Source organism: Halioxenophilus sp. WMMB6, from assembly GCF_033283405.1.
In the GTDB taxonomy this organism is placed as follows: Bacteria; Pseudomonadota; Gammaproteobacteria; order Pseudomonadales; family Cellvibrionaceae; genus Halioxenophilus.
In genome coordinates, this window is the sequence record NZ_JAWMQR010000002.1 from 758,572 (window position 1) to 777,945 (window position 19,374).

Consider the following 19,374-nt stretch of genomic DNA (forward strand, 5'->3'; position numbering starts at 1 on the left):
TCGCATCGGCTACGCCGATGGCGGTACATCCCTGTACCGCACTCGTATCCTGAGCTATTTGAATGTCGCCCTTAAAATTTGGCGTAGTTGTGTGAAACTACTGAATTTTAAGGGCTCGCATCGGCCAGCGCCCATGCACCACCGATTAATTCGAGCCGTTGTTATCGCCACCGGCCACCGAATAGCTCATCGACACATTTCGCGTGCGCTGAAACTCTTCTAAGGTTTTGCCGCTCATTTGCGCATAAACATCCAGGTTAGACAAGCCCACCACCGCCGCCATCTTCTCCAGGCTGAAGAAGATAACGCCGTAGTGAATTAAGCCAATCCAGTCGCGGGCATTAACCAGGTCGCGCTCCGGCTGTGTTAACTGGAAATCATCATAAAGCGCCTCCGGCTCCGCCAAAAATCGCGCGCGGTGGTCGGGCTCAATCAATTTATGCAAAAAGTCGTTCAGCCGGTAAGCCTGGTGCGCCCGCGCCAGGGTAAACGGATGGGTGCCCTCTATGGTCTCTGCACCGGCCAGCTGGGCACCAATTTTTTGCTGCTGCTGGGCGATACTCTCCGCACGCGGCGCACTGCAGTTTTCGTAAATAACCGTGGCGATATTGGTCATCGAAGGTAGATGGGTACCCCGGTGCACACAGTTGATCTTGGCCGACAACGCACCGCGCATAATCAACCACATAATCACCTCGGCACCCTCCAGGCCACCCAGGCGGGCATATTCGGCGTGGGTGATTTGGGCGAGCACCTCCGGGTCGTTCTCCAGTAAGTCCAAAAACTGCTCATCCCAGGCGGGGTTATTAAAGCCACAGCGCTCGCCGTGCACCTGATGCGACAGGCCACCGGTGGCCACCAGTGCCACGGAGATATCCTCCGGGAAGCTCTCAATGGCGCGGCGCAGCGCCTGGCCCAGGTTGTAACAGCGCTTGGCCGTGGGGATGGGGAACTGCAACACCCCCACCTGCAGTGGCACAATCGCCCCGCTCCACGCCCGGCCCCGGTCGGTCATCATCGACAACGGCGAAAAGAGGCCGTGATCAATGGGCTTTTTCTGGTAGAACGAGATATCAAACTCATCGGCAAAGAACGACTGGCCAATATGGCGAGCAAGCGCGGCGTGGCCCGCCACCGGCGGGTAGGCACGGGCACCACCACCCTCATCGGCCGTGACGTAGCGGTCGTCCACACCCAGTACAAACGGCGAGTAGTGATCAAAAAAGAAGGAGGTGATGTGGTCGTTATAGATAAAAAAGAGCACATCCGGTTGCTTCTCTTCCAGCCAATGGCGAATGGGATCAAACAGTGTAAACACCTGCGCCCAGGCCGGATCTTCCGGCGACTTGGTATCCTTGGCAAAACCAATGGTGGGCGTGTGGGAAGCGGCAATGGCGCCGATAATTCTGGCCATAATAGAGCTCCGATTTAGGCAACGCCCTTGAGGCGCACGATAACCAACCCGGCCACCACCAGCGGCAGGCTGAAAAGAATAAAGGTCCAACCGATGGGCACCCCGGCACCGAGGATAAAGCCCGCCACCGCCGGCCCGGCTATCGCCCCCAGGCGCCCGGCGCCAATGGCCCAGCCCACGCCGGTGGTGCGAATTTCGGTGGGGTAGAGGCGGGCGGCCACGGCGTAGAGCCCGGTAAAACCACCCTGCACGAAATACATCAACAGAAAAATCAGCACCAGAATCACCAGCACCGATACCTGCAAATTGCCGTAGGCAACACTCATCGCCGCCGCACAAAAGAAGAACAGGCTAATGGTGCGCGCCAGGCCAAATCGGGCGGAGAGCAACCCCAAACTGATGGAGCCAAAAAAGGCGCCCAGGTTGAGGCTGATACCGGCCAACATCGCCTTGCTGACATCCAGCCCTGCCTCCACAGCCAGCTTTACCACCCAGCTGAACAGGAAATAGAGGGTGGCGAAGCTCATCATAAAGGCGAGCCAGAGCAGCAGCGTGGCGGCCCGAATATTGGGCGCCAGCAGTGCCGCCACCCCCACCGACGCCCCCTCTTCCGCCACCGGCGCCGGCAACTCCGGCAACGGGGCGTGGGCCATCTTCTGCAGAATGCGGTTGATGGTAACCAGGGCATTGGCCGGCTGGCGGTGAGCCAGAAAATCGAGCGACTCTGGCAGCCCCCAGAACACCAGCGGAATCACCACCGCCGAGACCAGCCCCGCCAGCACAAACAGTGGCCGCCAACCCCAGTGGGGCACAATCCAGGCGGCGACAAAGCCGGCGATAATAGCGCCCACCGGGTAGGCGGCGTGCAACACCAAAATCGCCTGATTGCGCTTCGCATCCGGCGAGTACTCCGCCACCAGCGCCGTCAGGCTGGCCAACATCGAGCCGATACCCAGCCCCGCCAGCAGGCGCAGCAGTGCCAGCTGCCAGACCGACTGTGCCGCCGAGGTGGCCACCATCGCCACCGCCACCATACAGAGGCTGGCAAGGATCATCCGCCGCCGGCCGACTTTGTCGGTCATTGGCGAGATCACCAACGCGCCAATGGTCATGCCCACCAGCGCCGCGCTAAAGACAATGCCCAGCGCCTGCGGTGAGATAGACCACTGCTCGGCAATGGCCGGCGCAGCAAAGGAGATGGCCAGCACATCCATGCCATCGAGCATGTTGAGCAGAAAGCAGAGAGCCATCACCCGCAGCTGCAGGCGGGACATTGGCGAGGCGTCGATTAGGGTGCGAACAGACATGCGATACCAATTCTTTGGTGAGGTTTTTTAACGGTTTTTAAAAAAAGCAGCGCTGCTGCCGACCCGGAGCGGTGTTGATTGCGAATCAGTAACCGGTGCCGGGTTCGGCAGAGCAACCTCGGTTTAGAACTCCCAGGTGGCCGAAGCGAAGATCACCCGCGGCCGGGCATAGGCCACCTCGGCGTAGCCGGAGCCCGAGGTGAGCGACGAGTTACCAGAGACCCGATACTCCTCGTCGGTGGCGTTGTTCACGCCCACCACCACCTTCCAGTTGGCGTTGAGATCTTCGACCGCCACCGACAGATCCACCAGCGAGTAGCTGTCGGACTGAGCGATGGTGTCGGTGTTGGCGGCATCGAAGTAAACCGAATCGCTGTAGGTGAGATCCACCCGCGGTGAGATCTGCAGCGAGCCCAGCGCCAGGTTGTAGCCAATACCCAGGTTACCCTGCAGCTCCGGCGCAAACGGCAGCTGGTTGCCCTCCTCCACACCGGCGCTTACCGGCCGGCCGGGGACAACAATCTCCACCGCCTTGTCGACCGAGGTATCCAGGTAGCCCAGGCCACCCTCGATAATCCAGCTGTCGGAGGGCACGTAGGTGACCTCCAGCTCGGCACCATCAATAGAGGCCTCACCGGCGTTAAAGAACCAGGGAGCGATAAAGACACGGTAGGTGAACTGCAGATCGGTGTAGTCGGAGGAGAAGATGGCACCGTTGATACGCAGGTTGTCGGTAAGGTCCGACTTAAAGCCCAGTTCGTAGGTTTTTACCTCCTCCTGATCAAACTGGTGGCCCGCCTCCAAATCCGATTCGGTCAGGGCAAAGTTGAAGGTGGAGTTCCAGCCGCCGCCTTTGAAGCCCTCAGAGTAACTGCCGTAAACCATGGAGGTCTCACCCAGCCGGTAACTGAGGTTGGCCGAAACCGTCGTCGCCGAGAAGTCCGCCTCGTAACGTTTTTTGGGCAGGTACTTGTCGTCCGGCGCGGCGTAGTCGAACTGATCGGGGATCGAGGCTTTGGTCTCTTCCGTGTAGCGCACACCCAAGGTACCGCTCAACTGCTCGGTAAAGTCGTAGGTGAGCTGACCAAAGGCCGCCCAGGACTGGTTATCGGTGATGTTGTTGTCGCTGTCGAGGTGGCAGCGGTCGGTGCCCACACCACAAGAGAAGCCCGGCCCGCGGTCGCCCACCTGCACGCTGAGAATGTCGGTCACCTCCTCCTCGTAGTAATAGAGGCCGGCCACGCCGGTGAGGCTGTCACTCTCGTAGTTAAACTGCAGCTCCTGGCTGAACTGGTCGCCATCGGAGTGGAAGTCGGTGTGCAGAATGGTGAAGGGGGTGTTGTCGGCGTCGCGCTTACCCACCCACTCCAGCTCGCGATAGGAGGAGATCGACTTCAAGGTGATCTCCTCATTGAGGGCATACTCCAGCTTCAGCGAGACGCCTTGGTTCTCCAGGGTGCTCTCCACCGGGTAGGTGCCGTTGGTGGCGTAGGGGCCGGCATTCCACTGATTGTTAACACAGCGGGCATCGGCGCTCTCACCGGTGTAACCGCGCGGGCCGCCACCGGTGGTGGTCAGGCCGGAGACATCCAGAGTGGAGCCGTCGGCGGTGGTTACCGGCCGCCCGGGGGGCCCCGGCAGAGCAATCCAGGCGTCCGGGCAGCCGGCACCCACACTGGCGTTGGCACCAAACCAGGCGGCATCAATGCTGGTGTCGTTGACGTCGGTGTTGTTGTTGTAGCCACCAAACACCAGCGGCGAGCCGTTTTCGTCGGCCTCGGTGTAGTCGAGGGCGAGGTTGGCGGTAAAGCTCTCGGTCGGTTCCAGCAACAGCTTGGCGGTCAGCGTGTAGTTATTGGTATCGCCCAGGTCGGTGCCATCGGAGACGCGCTTGACGTAGCCGTCCTGCTGTTTGGTACCGGCGGTGAAGCGGGTTTTAACGGTATCGGAGATGGGTACATCCACCGCACCAAACAGCTCCATCAGGCCATCTTCCCCGGCGCCGACGCGAATCTTGCCACCCAGCTCATCACCGGGCTGGGTGGTGCTGATCAACACTGCGCCACCGATGGTGTTGCGGCCAAACAGTGTGCCCTGCGGGCCGCGCAGTACCTGCACACCGGCGATATCGCGCATCTCCATGGTGCCGCCCACCGACTGCCCCATGTAAACGTCGTCAATGTAGAGGCCAACACCCGGGTCGGTGTTGGCGCGGGCGCTGATCTGGCCAACACCGCGGATAAAAATCACCGAGGAGTTGTTGTTACCGGCCAGGGGGGCGTTGTTGGTGAACTGCAGATTGGGGGTAATCTTGCCGATATCATCGGAGCTATCGATCTGGCGGCGCTCCAGGGCATCGCCCGAAAAGGCTGTTACCGCGATAGGCACCTCTTGCAGGTTCTCCTCCACCTTACGGGCGGTGACGGTAATCTCTTCGAGAACAAAACCGGATCGTTGGGCCTCTTGTGCGAGGGTGGGAGTGGCCAGCACAGCGGCCGACAGCAGGCTCAGCCCGGCCAGGGGCTTTTTGGCGTGAATGATTTCCATCGGAATTCCTCACCTTAGTCTGGTTATTATTAGAGTTGTAGGGCCAAACCACTGCCTGTGGCCCTCGGTGTGAGAAACGCGGTTATTACGGACCGAATTCAGGTTGAAGGCAACCTTTTCACAGGCGCCACTATTGGTCTTTACCCCAGTAGCCTCCATTCACTTTTTTACACTTCACCGGCACTTTTCTATATCCGCTTGGTAAATAATTACCAGCAAATATGGCCGGCAAAACAACCATTTAATCACCGCCCAACTAAAACCAAACAGAATTTCTTATATTTTTCAAAAACTTAAGAAGACACCCGGTGTTGCACCGGCAACCATGACGTAACCGGGAGCGGGTAATGCTGGCAGTATTTTTTTTAGCTGTAATTAAATCCCTAAAGTGCTGCAGGCCGCGTCGATACTAGGGCCGGATAATTATCGGCACTGGCGGCTGGCCGCCGGTGCCGCGAAAGTGGTTAACAGTTATTAAATTTTTCTATAATCTTCCCTCCCAAAAGCGCCCTACCCATGCCCAAACAGACCCCAACCGATTACACCCAACCGCATCAGGCCCTGCCGCCACTGCCCAACCTGCGCCACCTCACCGCCGCCCTGGAGGTCAACCGCGTTGGCAGTATCAATCGCGCCGCCGAACGGGTGCACCTGTCGCAGTCGGCCATCACCCAGGGGCTGGCCAAACTGGAGCGCGCCCTGGCGGTGGAGCTCTTTACCCGTTCCCCCACCGGGGTGTTCACCACCGAAGCCGGGCAGTGCTTCCTAGCGCGCATTGAGCGCGCCATCGCCAGCCTGGCCAAAATCGATGGCCTCTTTGCCGAGGGCAGCAGCGGTAAAAACCGGCAGCTGCATCGTCTGCTCACCAGTACCCAGCTGCGCGCCCTGATCAGCGTGGTGGAGCACGGCTCCTACACCCTGGCGGCTAATCAACTGGGGCTGGCCCAACCCACCGTGCACCGCGCGGTGCGGGAGCTGGAGAGCCTCTGCCGGCAGACCTTTTTCAGCCGCTCCCCGGCCGGCGTGGAACCGCTCTGGCCGGCACGACAGGTGGCCCGCCTGGCCAGCCTCTTCTTTGCCGAATACCACCAGGCCATAGAGGCACTGGCGGAGCTGGCCGGCAGCCACTCGGGCAGCCTGCGGGTCGGCAGCCTGCCGCTGGCGCGTACACGCCTGGTACCCCACGCCGTTACCCAGCTGCTGGCCGAATACCCCAATGCCCAGGTGAGTATTATCGATGGCCCCTACGAGGAGCAGCTGCACAGCCTGCTGCACGGCCAGTCGGATGTGATTGTCGGCGCCCTGCGCTACCCGCCGCCCAGCCCCCATATTCAGCAGGAACTGTTGTTTAGCGACCCGCTCCATATTGTGGTGCGCCCCGGCCACGTGCTGGCCAAACGGGCGCCCACCAGCGCCGCTGAATTGCAGGGGTTAAGTTGGATAGCCCCCAAAATCAACACGCCGGCGCGGGGGGTGTTCAGCCGTTTTTTTCTCGATCAGGGCTTCACACCACCGGCGCGGGTGATTGAGTGCAGTTCGTTAGTGGCGATTCGCGGGCTGCTGCTGGAGAGCGACCGGGTGGCACTGCTGTCTGCCCAGCAGGTGGAGGTGGAGGTACAGGCGGGGTTACTGGCGGTCTGCCCCCAGGCACTGCCGGGCAGCCGCCGGGAGATTGGCCTGACCCTGCGCCGGGATTGGCTGCCCACCAATCTGCAACAGCGCTTTTTAGCGCTGCTGCGGGCCGGCAATCAAGCCTGAAGTTTGGCGCTACTCTTCCAACGCCTTAAAGCGGCTGGCGATATCGGCCACCTGACGATCCATCCCCTCTTCGTCGGTCACCAACAGGTCGCCCTCCAGGCGGGCATTCAGGCTTGGCATTTTCAGTTCAAACAGCACGCCGGCAATATCCTGGGGAATAAAACGCAGGCGGGTGTGGCCAAAGCGGCCGGCGTCGATCTGCAACTGCCAACGCGGGTGGAACGACTGGCTCGGGTCGGGCAGCAGCCCCTCGGCCAGGGCATCACCGACAAAGCGGTGGGTTTTCTGGTCGCTCTGGTGGGTGACCTCAATGGAGGCCAGCTCACCGGCCAAGTCCCACTCCATCTCCGCCACGGCGGATTCACTGCCGGTTTTGCGGCAGCAGGGTTTCCCCTCCACCACCTGCTGTTCAATCACATCGGTAATCACCGTGCCGTTGTTCAACTCCATGCGCAGCGACAACACATCGGGCCGGTTGGCGATATTCTGGTGGCTGATTTTGCCGTCGTAGCCTTTGATAATCTCATTCACAAAATAGAGCCCCAGCCCCTTGCCGTTGTTCTGTTTTACCCGGCGGGTGGAGTAGCCCAACTGAAACAGCTTGGCCGCGCTCTCGTCGTTGATGTGCGGGCCGCGGTTGTAAACCCGGTAGCCGATAAACTCCCGCTCCTGGTAGAGCTCGATGGCGATACGGGCATTTTTCTCCAGCTTGCGGTTGCCCTGGCGGCCGGCAAAGTATTGGGCGTTATTGATGATATTTTCCAAGGCCAGAATCAGGTGGTTCTCATTGCCCAACAGCGGCGCTGCCGGATGGCAGCGCACCCATACTAAATTGTGTTCGGGCACCTGCAGGGTGTGGTAGTCGTGCGGGCTTGGCACTGCGATGGGCGGGCTGCCAAAGCAACGGGTGAGGGCCTTTTCCAGGGCAGCTTCGGCGGCGAAGATCGGTTTTTCCGGCAGCGCCTGGGCGTTATTCAATTCCGCCTGAAAGAGCAGCTCCTCCGCCTCACACACCTTGTTGGCAATGTGCAGGGCGATGTTGTCGGTGGTGGAGAGATCGAGCAGGTCCCACAGGTAGCGCATACTGGCCACCGCCTCGCGCAACTGTTTGGCCTCGCTGTTCTCTTCACTGCCGGCATCGCCACTGTCGTTACTGTTGCTCTCGGCCAGCTGGGCAATTTGTTGTTCGAGGGCGGTGCTCACCTTGTCGTAACTGATCACACCATTGTGGCGCACCTCACTGGCGATGCTTTTAAAGTGCAGAAATTTTTCGTCGTACTCGATGTACTCCAACAATTTATCGCTGATAAACAGTTTTAATTTATCGGCATGGTTGGCGTAGACGTGGGCCTTGGCGTTGAGCTGACGCTTGTTCGCCAACAGCTCATCCATCTGCGCGCGGATTTCGCGAATCGCCCTTTTCTGAATTTTGCGTTTGCGCTCCACCAAGCGCAGCTCGGCCAGCAGCAACACCACAAAGCCCGCCAATAGCGATTCCGGTACCGGTGCCAGAAAAATCCAGTCAGGCAGCGGGTAAAACGCCCGCAACCCGGCGTGGGTTTGGGCGTAAAAATAGGCCAGCAAAAAAATCGCCGCGAGCATGGTCAACAGCGGGTAGGGGGTGCGCTTGGGGGCTTCAATGCTCATGGTTATTGATCACTCTTCCAAAAGTAGGCCTGGGCGTCGCCAAAGGTGACGATACCACGCCCGGTCTTGCACAGCTCGGTAAACTGCCCCACACCGGGCTCGGCGGCATCGAACGCCGTGCGCAGGGTTTTAATGTGCTGCCGATAATTGGCGTAGGAGAAGCGCTCCAGGTCGGCCTCGAGCAGGTCCGCCACCTGCTCCGTGGAGAGCGGCCGGGGGCTGCGCTCCACCAGATAGCGCAAAATTTTGCGCGGCGTGGGTGCCAACGGCCGCTTGGGGTTGTGCGGGTTCATCAGCCGCTGGCCCTTCCAGAACACCTCCCAGGTCTCCAGGTCGATCTTCAAACTGCCGCTCACCAGGTGCTGGCCGGCAGCCGCCTCCCCCGCTGGCTGTTTCAACGCCGCCTTAATCCGCCAGCAGAGCACCGCCTCAATATTGCGCTGGTGCTTGGCGATAAAATCCCGGGCATCGGTATTGGTGATCGCCTCCTCTTCTATCTCTGTGCCGCTGTGTTCAGAGAGAAAAATAATCGGCAGCTCCGGCCATTTCTTTCGCAGTGCCCGCGAGACGCTGAACCCCGCCTGATCAAAGCCGTTCATATGGGCATCGAGAATGGCCAGGTCGGGTTTTTGCTCATCCTTCATCAAGGCAATGCGCTGCTTGGCCGCCTCGGCAAATTTGTACACCTCCAACTGCGTGGGCCCGCCATCGAACAGCGTGCTCTCCAGTATGGGCGTGAATTTTTCGATCCAGTGGGATTGATCCTCAACCCAGAATAGTTTGGCCATAACGATTTCTATTTTGTTTTCTTTCTGATTTTGTTGTTGCTGTTTATTGCTTCGGCAATAGTTTATTTTCGATTACCACCGTGGTAGTGACCGGGCAGAATGCAGCAAGCTGCTCACCCATTCGGGCATGGTCTCCGTTTCGCTTCGGAGCGATGTCGAACTCGGGCTTTTGCTCCTCCCCTTAAACACGCCTGGCTCGGTGCCCGAAGAGAACTGAGCTACTCGCCCTCTACACATTGGCCCCAAGCAAGCGAAGCATGCTAAAAACAAAAGCACCGCCTTTGGCGACCAAAGCGATTTTGATTTTCGTTTTTAGAGCCAGCGAAGCTGGCGTCAGGTCCCCTTTGTGCCGCCGAGCACTGCCGTGTTTTTGCGATTAGGGCGAGGACTGTTTGAGCGCAGCGAGTTCCGCAGCCCCGCAAAAACGCGAAGCGCACAGGGGAGTCGCGCAGCGACCGGCACATCGGGGCGTGTTTTCTTTGCTGACTTTCTTTGCACGAGCAAAGAAAGTAAGGCGCCAGCAGGCGCAACCTGCGCTCAGCGTGAGCGAGGCAGCCCCGCAAAACCCACAATGACAACCAAACAGCCAACACTTAATTAGCACCACCTAAACCAAAAAACCTCACACCCAATTCACTCAAAAGCCAACATAAACCCACAGATCAGCAGTCGAATTTTGAGCAAAAGCCCCGGCTCTGGCACCAGCCATACCAAACACCGCCCCCTTCGGCTCACGGCACTGCCACCGGCCAGCCTTTAGCGGTTCAGCAGCCCCATCTGCCCCCCAACACTGGGGAGCGCCAGCCACCGTCAAAAAAAGAAAAAACATTCACCGAAAAACTCACCGAATATTCACCAGCCTAGCCAAAAATCGGTTCTCAAGGGCGTTGGAGTTCGCCAACTGCCCCCTCTATCACAAATTTTGAGGATACGATCATGTTTAACGACCTGCTTCTACTGTGGTCCAGCCAGCCCGGCGTTTCGCTGGCAATCTGGCTGGTCGTACTGATAACAGTACTCTACCTGGGCCGGGTGCCGGCCCACCAACTTATCCTGACCACCGGCCGCAGCATCTACCGCTTTATGCGCACCGCCAGCCGGGCCGTGGCCAACATTGAACGCGAGGCCATTACCCGCAACAAGGAGATTATCCTGGCCCATGGGCGCGAGGCCACCGAGCGCATGATTGAACGGGAGTTTACCCGCATTAATGAGATTGTCGCCCGCGACCTGAGCCACTACCCGGCTCTGCACCGGGAGCTGAGCGATGCCGTCGAGCGCCTGGAAAACGACTATCAGGCCGCCACCGATGCGCCACCCCTGCCGCCCGAGTGGCTGAATGTGGTGCAAACCATCTCTGAGTTGCCGAAACAGAGCGACCCGATGGTGGTGACCATTCTGGAGAGCATTAAGGATGAAGTAACCGAGGCCCACGACAAGACCCTTAAGGCCTACCAAAAAACCAGCGCCGAGCGCCATCGCCTGTTGAGTGCATTGCAACCCCAGTGGCGGGCACTGGCCACCAAACTGGGTAAAACCAAAGAGGTGGTTGCCATTACCCAGGAGCGCGCCGATGCCGTCGACAAGCATATGGCCACCTACGAGGCCATCCGCGATAGCGAGGACCCTATCGCCCGTTCGCTAACGGCTTCATCGCTCACCCAGTTCTTTATCGCCGGCCTGGTGTTAGTGGTGGCGGTGATGGGCGGCCTGATCAACTTCCAGTTGATCGCCATGCCCATGTCGGAAATGGTGGGCGGCTCCAACTATGTGGGCAGCGTGAAGACGTCGGATATCGCCGCGCTGGTGATCATTCTGGTGGAGATAGCCATGGGCCTGTTCCTGCTGGAGAGCCTGCGTATTACCCGCCTCTTTCCGGTCATCGGCCACATGGATGACAAGATGCGCCGCCGCATGATGGTAATCACCTTTACCATTCTGTTTGTGCTGGCCAGCATCGAGGCCTCCCTGGCCTACATGCGCGACCTGTTGGCACTGGATCGCGAAGCGTTGAAACAATCTCTGGTGGGCGTGGCAACCACCAACGCGGAGTTTCGTTGGATCCCCTCCGTGGGCCAGATGATTATGGGCTTTATTCTGCCCTTCGCCCTGGCCTTCGTTGCCATACCGCTGGAGTCGTTTATCCACGCTACCCGCACCGTGCTGGGCGTGATCACCGTAGCCCTGCTGCGCACGGTGATCATCAGCCTGCGCATCGTCGGCGGCGTTGCCAACCAGCTGAGCAAAATATTGGTGCACGGCTACGACGTCGTGATCACCGTACCACTGACCATTGAGTCGTGGGCCAAGAAAGGGATCAATGCGCGCAAAGGCCACACCGCAACAGTAGCCATTGAGCCCGAACTGAATGAGCTGGAAGAGACAGGAGAGAGCGCCAAACCCCGCCGCAGCCGAGCCAAGCGTAAAGCAAGCGACGATGGCGACCTGGTTCTGGCAGACAACTAACTCGGCAAGGAGAATCCGACCATGAAAAAGTTACTCTTAACCGGTGCCCTAACCCTAATGCTGGCCGCGTGCGGCCAGCAGGCACCCAGCCACCAGGCGGTTTATCTGCTGGTGGATACCTCCGGCACCTATACCGAAGAGCTGAACAAGGCACAGACCATTTTGAACTACCTGCTGGCCACCCTCGATAGCGGCGACTCCATCGCCGTAGCGAAAATCGACAGCGGCAGCTTTAGCGAAAAAGATCTGGTCGCCAAAGTCACCTTCGATGAACGGCCCAGCACCGCCAACGACCAAAAACGGGTATTTAAAAAATCGATGGATGAGTTTGTGGCCAAGGTAACCAAAGGCAGCGCCCACACCGATATCAGCGGTGCCATACTGCAGGCCACCGAATACTTGAACGAAACCGGCGCCGGTGAAAAATATGTGCTGGTCTTCTCCGACCTGGAGGAGGACCTGGAGAAGGGAGCAATTCGCGACTTCCCCATCGACCTGCAAGGCATTCACGTGGTTGCGCTCAACGTAACCAAACTGCGTAGCGACAACATCGACCCGCGCGACTACCTCAACCGCCTCGACAGCTGGCAACAAAAAGTGGTGCAGGGCGGCGGTGACTGGCGGGTGGTGAATGATTTTGATCGGTTGGATCGGCTGATCGCGGTTCGTTAATACTCACTCACACAATTATTTTTTAATAATTGGTTAAGCCCGGTACTGGTTACCGGGCTTTTCATTTGTGCTAACACGCTAGCAGCGCCCGCCCGCAGCCGGGGATGCGTAGGGCGTGTAAAATCCTAAAATGCTCAGTATCGGCCCTTAGACTCGTGGCACCGGATCTCCTTAAATCTGCCAATGCCGGCATGTTATTGCAAAATCAACGCGCTACTGCCAGACATGTTTTGGCGACGATCAATATCGGTGGGGAGAGGCTCTCGAATACTATCCAATGGGCTTACCACCCCTCGCTCATGACTGCCAACCACATGGGTGTAAATTTGCGTGGTGCTTAAATCTCGGTGACCAAGCAATCCCTGAATAGAACGGATATCGGTGCCGGCCTTGAGTAGATTGGTCGCAAAAGAGTGCCGAAAGGTGTGGCAGCCGGCCTTTTTATAGATTTGCGCCTTCTTGATAGCCTCTTTCACCCTTACCTGTACCAAGCGTTCACTAATGTGGTGTCGACGGGTAACGCCACTGCGCGGATCTTCCGAATACTGTCTTGCTGGGAAAAGATATTGCCAGGCTGGGGCCGTTTCGGCAGATGGATATTTTTTTGCCAACGCATAGGGCAAATAAACCGAGCCAAAACCCAGCTCCAAATCCACCGAGTGTTGCGCTAATACAAATTGAATCTGCGTTCTTAATGGTTCAATTAAACTCTTGGGCAACAGCGTTCTTCGCCAATACTGCCCCTTGGATTCGCGCACAATAATACAGCCGTTACTGAAATCGATATCCTGAACGCGCAACCGCACCGACTCCATCACCCGCAAGCCGGAGCCATACATCAACGACGCGCACAAATGCTCAATACCTGTAATATTTGCCAGGACGCGAGACGCTTCGTCGTGGGAAAAAACCGTGGGTAACCGTCGGACCTTATTACTACCACCAAAATCCAGCTGGCCAACAGCCTGACCGAGAAACTTTTTAAAAAGGAAAACAATTGCGTTCAAAGCTGTTTTTTGGGTATTAACCGAAACATTCCGCCGTAACGCCAAATAGCTTAAATATTCATTAATATCCGCATCAGAAAGCGTTTGAGGGTGCTTTCGCCCATGAAACCGAATGAAGTCTATAACCCAAAAACAGTAGGTCTGTTCTGTTTTATAACTCATATGGCGAGAGCGCATATAAGCACGGAAACAATCCATAAAACGAACGGGCTTTTCTGGCAGGGGCTTGGGAATGTCATCCATGGAAAACCTCATAACTGTTTTTATATACAGTATAGGAGACACCCTACTCCTCTTGTAAACTCCAAAAACGCGAAACCATGACGCTGATCACGGACCAAGCTTAAAGGCGCGGACAATACCGTTACAATTCAAGAGCTTAGATAGATGCGTAATTTTGGTGATAGGCGAAACGATTTCGCTTTTTCCAGAAGAGAAAAAACGCAAAGCCCCAAGAGCCCCGAATAACGGGAGCTGCAGAGCTTTGCAAAACTTTACGAAAAAATCATGCGAAATGGAAAAAGCGAAACTGTTTCGTTGATTCAAATGTTAGCTGTACGAGAGAAGTCATGAAAGGTTCAATAACGGAGTACCAGAGAAAGAGAGCTATATTCGGTAAAATCATTCCAATATGCTTTGGCTTCTTTTTTCTGTCTGTTGTTTTGTCCTTTATAAATTCTCTTGGCTCGCAATTGTTTTGGTTTACTTGTGGCGTATTGTCTGTAAGTATCGCAATCGTTACACAAATGTTGCTAAACAAATGCCCCAACTGTGGCAAAGTTCAGTTTGGCTCTATCACAGTAAATGGCAAAGTAATTCGCACTAAGGGTTGGGCGCTAAATCCAATGTCATGCCCTTGGTGCAAGGCAAAATTGAGTGGTGCCAATGGCCACAGCTAACAAGGTGGTCAAGTTCACTCCGCCCGCAAAAAGCGCGGGCTGCGCGGGACAGCCTACGCGTTGCTTCGGCTGCCCCTTACCACGGCGTTAAATGAAATGATTATTTTAAACTGGTTGGTATATTTAATTTGGCTATCTGTTGTTGGTTCCGCAAGTCTCCAGTTTTTTATAAATGCTACGTTTGTCCGTTATAGAGCTTTATTGTTATTGATACCAATTGCATCAATCTTGGTGTTTTCTATAGTCTTTGTGTTGAATAGAGGGTCGAGCGTTGTGCAATTATCTGAATCTAAGGATCTTTGGTCATTATGGTTCCACTGGTATTTTCCGTTATCAATAGGTGGCATCATGAATTTAGTAGCTTCGGCTATTCTTGTGGTCACAGCGGTTGTAAAAAAACACCATAGTAAAGTACTAACATTTAACTTGGCTGTGTTAATAGCTACAGCTTTAGGCGTTTATCATGTTCTACCAAATATGCCAGATGCATAAATCATTTAACAATCGCAGCCATGCACGCCAAATACCGTCGGTATTTGGCTGGACCTCCTTACGCGTTGCTTCAGTCGGCCCATGCTGCGGGCGTTATGTGTAGGAAATATTAAAATGCGGTGCCAAGACTGCAAGGGCGATGGTATTAGTCCGCTAAAAAAAGTGGGTTTACTTTTTGATCTGAGTGTCCAATGTACAAAATGTGGTACTGAGTTTAATTTGAACAAAGGACTAGCATTTATAGTTTCTCTATTGCTGCAAATAGCTATCCTATTTTCCATTGCTTATGCATTCGTTTACATGGAATCATACATAGCATATGCCGGTGCTGTAGCAGGAATAGTGTTGGCAAGTACTATCGTGTTACTTTTGCCAATGCAAAAGCGAAAAGGGTTAAGGATTAAACGCAATGTACAGTAAGCACATAACAATTAAAGGCAGCAGACGCGTAAACGCGCTGCTGCTTTAGGCGTTATGGCTCTGAACGATTTTAGGGTTTTAACATTGGCTTGTGCGAAGTTTTCGATTTCGCAGCTTTCTGCTAAATCGGTTTCGGCTCACTACGTCAGCCGTTGAGGTTTGGTGTTACGGTAAAAGTGCCTTTATAAAAACAGTATGTGTTGTTGCGGTATTTAGGTTTCTCTGTTGCAATTATTTCCGGCCAGCGTTGCTCGCCGGTCTGGGTTCAGGGCAGCGGTAAACTGAAATATCGCAACAGTGTGCCAGGTTAAAGCATCGTGCACATTCGAGGTTTCAGTGTTCGGCCAAGTTCCATCGTCAGTGTTCCAGCTTGGGCATTGTTGGTGTTAAAAATAAATTCAGTGCAGGGAGCCAGTTTCGGTAAATGAAATTCCAAGCCATAACAAACAAAGGCAGGTTAGGCCACTTCGTGGCCCGGGACCTCCGTTCCGCTGGCGCTTTTTTGTGGTTGGCTACCACAAAAAATCACCAGCTCCACTACGGCCCCTGCTTTGGGCGTTAAATGTACAAATGACATCGTGCCCACACTGCAAGAAAACAATGAGAATTATAGATGCACTGTGTCTGGATAATTGGCGGCCTACTGTTTGTGGGCATTGTGAAAAGTCATGTATGGCAACTGATAGCTCGCTGGTATTATGGCTTATTGTTTTCTTAGTAACTTGCGGTGTCGCTATATTCTCTCTTATGGCAATAACTGAGATTAACAAAATAGTAGCTGGCTCAATCGCGGTTCTTGTGTGGCCCATTACGTTTCCTGCAATTGTAAAGGCCAAAAAATATAAGCATCGACATTATTGGCTTCCTAAAAGCCGTCTGCTTGGGTATTTCATATACCTCGGTATACCAGTAGGCGTTGTAGGGCTGGCATTGGTGCTAGTAATCCATTTTGAGTTGGGCATGTGAAAACATTTAACAAACTAATCAACGCCCGCCAGCAAGCTGGCTCGGACCTCCACTCCGGTGTTTCACGCCTGCGTTGCGGCCCGTTATTAGGGCGTTAAGAGTACAAGGAGTGTGAGATGAAGGGTGTTGTCACCTATCTGGAAGAAATTGATGGAGGAGTACTCCGCCTGGTGATGGATGATGTTTCTTCCTCTTCGGAAGGTGAGAATATCTGGGCGAGAGAAATGCTCTTTACTCATAATGACTACGATGCGGATTCGCTCGCCGATCTGTCATTGAGCAAAGAACAATTCGCCGAGATTGGTGAGAATCTAGTTATGCGGCTAATGGCAATAAAAAATGTGGATTCACGGTCGAACTCTTAACAAGACGTGGCAGCAAGGGCGCTGTGCGCCGGGACAGCTTACACTGCGTTCCAGCTGCCCCTGCACTCAGCGTTAGCTGTCTAGTAAGAAATATACGATGAAACAAGCTTTCAAATATATTGACGAAAATAATGCCTTGGCAGTATTACCCATACCTCTTAGCTCAATACTAGAAATTGAAGAATTGCTCGTTGAAATTGATGAAGGAAGGCACGGAAATAAGCTGGGTTACATATCCAAATTGGTAAAGATAAACAAAAATTCTCGCCTCACTAAAAAGTCATGGGGTCGGCTCGCCACAGGTAAAAAGGTTGATTTGGCTATCACCTACAATTTCATTACTTTTGATGAGCAAGAGGATTACGAAAAATATTTCTATTCATACGAAGTATGGTCTCATGGCACTCCGCAAGCACCTATGCTCATGCTCAGTTTTGATCGAATTTCAGGAGTAGAGCCGAAAGACTCCTTGGAAACAAAGCCTGATCAAAGAGTCTCCTCAAGGAGAGTAGTTTCTATACCCATCCAATGCATCCTAAAGAATTGGGGCGATGTAGAAAAGGGCTATATGATTTATGAGCATAACCTTTCAGCAATGGATAATGCTGAGCACCAATTTGAATCTATTAGTTACATAGGGCTAACCTCTCGAAACTGGCAAACGAGATATAAAGAACATCAAAGAGATGCTCTTACGGGTAGTGAGTTGATTTTTCATACTTCGCTGGCTGCAGCGATCAATAAAGACAGTATTATCCAAAGAGGGATGGGGCCATTTGAGATGGTTCGGACTGGCGTATGTTTATTGTCAGAACTTCAATATATAAATCTGTCCTACGAAGAGGCAATGGATGTCGAAGAGCAAATGGTGGAGCGCAGTACACTTTACCCCAAGGGCTTAAATATGATCCCGGGTGGTTTTGCTGGCACTAAGTTTCTACATAAATTGGGTTATCTGAATAAAGACCGAGCAACAGTCGATGATAGAGATTATGCTGCTGCAAAGTACCTTAAAGATCACCCTGTAGAGAAAAGATCCGCACCTTGGGTGCAGGTAAATTGGGAGAATGATGAGTTTTATGAGGGTGTAATCTTTAAAAGAAATAATACCCTCAACAAAGAGCAAGTATTGTCTATCCGTAAATATGGAAATGAGTGGGGCTTCGATACTGAAATAATCGCGAACCTTGTTGGTGCAAATGTTCGGCAAGTACGGGATGTTTTAAGTGGTAAGTACTACTCCCGAGTCCAGTGAAACACAGCTAACAAGGCGCTGCTGTCGGACAAATTTTCCGCTGCGCTCCAAATTTGCCGCAGAGCGCGGCGTTAGGCAAAAGGAATGAGAGATCGAAAAATATTCGTACACGTTCTCTTCGGAGTAGGCATTCCCACTATTTTGCTATTAAATGCTTTTGTAGTGCCAGAGCCGTATTCTCATCCCCTAATACATTTGGGGCTGGCTCCAGTTAAACTTATGCCTTTTCTAGAAAATCGGGAGCTAATGGGGTATTTGACGGAGCTAGTGTTTAGGCGTATGACTCCCAACTATGCTCCTATTCAAATATTGTTTCTTTCTATGTTTTGGGTGTTAGCTTCTATTGCTGCTTCTGTTTTTGCATCTGCTTTATGGCGGTTAAGAAAAAGTGCCTAACAATCGTAGGCACCAGACACAAACTGCGGCGGCGCCTCTTGTGTTCGCTGCGCTTATAACACAACGGCACCACCACAGTTTGTGCAGGTGCTACGGGCGTTAGGTGATTAGTGGACGATTATAAGGCTCTGATTTTTGGCACTTTAGCTGGTTTGGTATCGTTGTTTCTAAGAAGTAGTGAGGCCTACGGATTATCGTGGCTTGCTTTTCTTGCTATGGCTATCTTATTTTTTCAAGCAATTTGGCAAAAGGGCATTCCCTTGTTTCCCCATGACTCTTCTTGGGTAAGTAAGGTGCAATGGGGTTCTGCGTTTTGGCGTTTTATTATGTTCGTAGTTTGTTTTTCTGCGGTTAACTTAACGGTAAATATATTGGGTCATGCAAAAACCTAACAATTGTAGGCACCAGACACAAACTGCGGCGGCGCCTTTTGTGTCCGCTGCGCTTATAACACAACGGCGCCACCACAGTTTGTGCAGTTGCTACAGGCGTTAGCATCTGGTGTGCTGTTTATGAAAAAAAGGGTAATTGTCAGCTTAATAATACTTGGCGCCTGCGCTTTTATTTGTGGGGTTATTTTGAATACGAAAGTACTTCCACAATATATTGCAGGTCAGGAAGAGGCTGAGGCGCGTATTGCGGAAGTTGCTGATAAAATACGATCTGGAGATATGGTTCTGGATACTGAGCAAGTTGCAGGCCTTTTAGAGGTTACTGCTGATAGAACTCCTGAAATATATATCGTTAAATTTTATGTGCGTGTTGCTGTCACAGCTGTTTCAGTTTCTATTTTGTTATATTCGCTAGGTCTATTTATGGGTCTTAGAGAGGGGCGGAAGAAAAAATGCTAACAAGCGACTGTGGTGTCAACCCAGTTAAATTTACCTTTAGTAAGCCCAAGCAACATCGTCGCGAACCATAGCATTAAGCATAGTGATTAACTTGCGCATGCAGGCAACGATAGCGACCTTTTTA

At 53.8% G+C, this 19,374-nt stretch carries 15 protein-coding genes; 9 read left to right on the plus strand and 6 right to left on the minus strand.

Annotated features, from left to right (window positions below; all coding sequences use genetic code 11):
• Positions 1 to 145: 145 nt before the first annotated feature.
• The 3 genes from SBL51_RS08920 to SBL51_RS08930 form a co-directional block, all read right to left on the minus strand.
• Entirely contained in the window at positions 146 to 1,414 is a 1,269-nt protein-coding gene (locus tag SBL51_RS08920) for a gallate dioxygenase (protein WP_317930555.1), read from the minus strand.
• A gap of 14 nt (positions 1,415 to 1,428) precedes the next feature.
• On the minus strand, positions 1,429 to 2,721 hold the full coding sequence (locus SBL51_RS08925) for an MFS transporter (RefSeq protein ID WP_317930556.1): 1,293 nt from the start codon (positions 2,719 to 2,721) through the stop codon (positions 1,429 to 1,431).
• A gap of 123 nt (positions 2,722 to 2,844) precedes the next feature.
• Positions 2,845 to 5,268 (minus strand): TonB-dependent receptor, encoded by a 2,424-nt coding sequence (locus tag SBL51_RS08930; protein WP_317930557.1) that lies wholly within the window; start codon positions 5,266 to 5,268, stop codon positions 2,845 to 2,847.
• 516 nt (positions 5,269 to 5,784) lie between these two features.
• Between SBL51_RS08930 and SBL51_RS08935 the strand changes: the two genes are divergently transcribed.
• A complete protein-coding gene (locus SBL51_RS08935; protein ID WP_317930558.1) occupies positions 5,785 to 7,026 on the plus strand; it encodes a LysR family transcriptional regulator in 1,242 nt (413 codons plus the stop codon).
• Positions 7,027 to 7,035: 9 nt separating this feature from the next.
• Here the strand turns inward: SBL51_RS08935 and SBL51_RS08940 are convergent, their stop codons facing one another.
• On the minus strand, positions 7,036 to 8,673 hold the full coding sequence (locus tag SBL51_RS08940) for an ATP-binding protein (protein ID WP_317930559.1): 1,638 nt from the start codon (positions 8,671 to 8,673) through the stop codon (positions 7,036 to 7,038).
• A gap of 2 nt (positions 8,674 to 8,675) precedes the next feature.
• Positions 8,676 to 9,461, minus strand: a complete 786-nt coding sequence (locus tag SBL51_RS08945) for a response regulator (protein WP_317930560.1) — start codon at positions 9,459 to 9,461, stop codon at positions 8,676 to 8,678.
• Positions 9,462 to 10,397: 936 nt separating this feature from the next.
• Between SBL51_RS08945 and SBL51_RS08950 the strand changes: the two genes are divergently transcribed.
• The gene (locus SBL51_RS08950) at positions 10,398 to 11,927 is read left to right on the plus strand and encodes a hypothetical protein (RefSeq protein WP_317930561.1); all 1,530 of its coding nucleotides are present in this window, start codon (positions 10,398 to 10,400) and stop codon (positions 11,925 to 11,927) included.
• Positions 11,928 to 11,948: 21 nt separating this feature from the next.
• Positions 11,949 to 12,599 (plus strand): VWA domain-containing protein, encoded by a 651-nt coding sequence (locus SBL51_RS08955; protein WP_317930562.1) that lies wholly within the window; start codon positions 11,949 to 11,951, stop codon positions 12,597 to 12,599.
• A 194-nt stretch (positions 12,600 to 12,793) separates the two neighbouring features.
• Here the strand turns inward: SBL51_RS08955 and SBL51_RS08960 are convergent, their stop codons facing one another.
• A complete protein-coding gene (locus SBL51_RS08960; RefSeq protein WP_317930563.1) occupies positions 12,794 to 13,849 on the minus strand; it encodes an integron integrase in 1,056 nt (351 codons plus the stop codon).
• Positions 13,850 to 14,853: 1,004 nt separating this feature from the next.
• Here SBL51_RS08960 and SBL51_RS08965 point away from each other — a divergent pair.
• The 6 genes from SBL51_RS08965 (at position 14,854) to SBL51_RS08990 (ending at position 19,250) form a co-directional block, all read left to right on the plus strand.
• Positions 14,854 to 14,997, plus strand: coding sequence for a hypothetical protein (locus tag SBL51_RS08965; protein ID WP_317930564.1), 144 nt, complete (start codon positions 14,854 to 14,856; stop codon positions 14,995 to 14,997).
• 1,502 nt (positions 14,998 to 16,499) lie between these two features.
• The gene (locus SBL51_RS08970) at positions 16,500 to 16,748 is read left to right on the plus strand and encodes a hypothetical protein (protein ID WP_317930565.1); all 249 of its coding nucleotides are present in this window, start codon (positions 16,500 to 16,502) and stop codon (positions 16,746 to 16,748) included.
• A gap of 97 nt (positions 16,749 to 16,845) precedes the next feature.
• Complete coding sequence (locus SBL51_RS08975; RefSeq protein WP_317930566.1) at positions 16,846 to 18,003, plus strand: hypothetical protein; 1,158 nt, start codon at positions 16,846 to 16,848, stop codon at positions 18,001 to 18,003.
• An 84-nt stretch (positions 18,004 to 18,087) separates the two neighbouring features.
• Entirely contained in the window at positions 18,088 to 18,399 is a 312-nt protein-coding gene (locus SBL51_RS08980) for a hypothetical protein (RefSeq protein WP_317930567.1), read from the plus strand.
• A 110-nt stretch (positions 18,400 to 18,509) separates the two neighbouring features.
• Positions 18,510 to 18,791: a hypothetical protein gene (locus tag SBL51_RS08985; RefSeq protein WP_317930568.1), complete on the plus strand. Its 282-nt coding sequence runs from the start codon at positions 18,510 to 18,512 to the stop codon at positions 18,789 to 18,791.
• A gap of 120 nt (positions 18,792 to 18,911) precedes the next feature.
• A complete protein-coding gene (locus SBL51_RS08990; RefSeq protein ID WP_317930569.1) occupies positions 18,912 to 19,250 on the plus strand; it encodes a hypothetical protein in 339 nt (112 codons plus the stop codon).
• Positions 19,251 to 19,374: the final 124 nt, after the last annotated feature.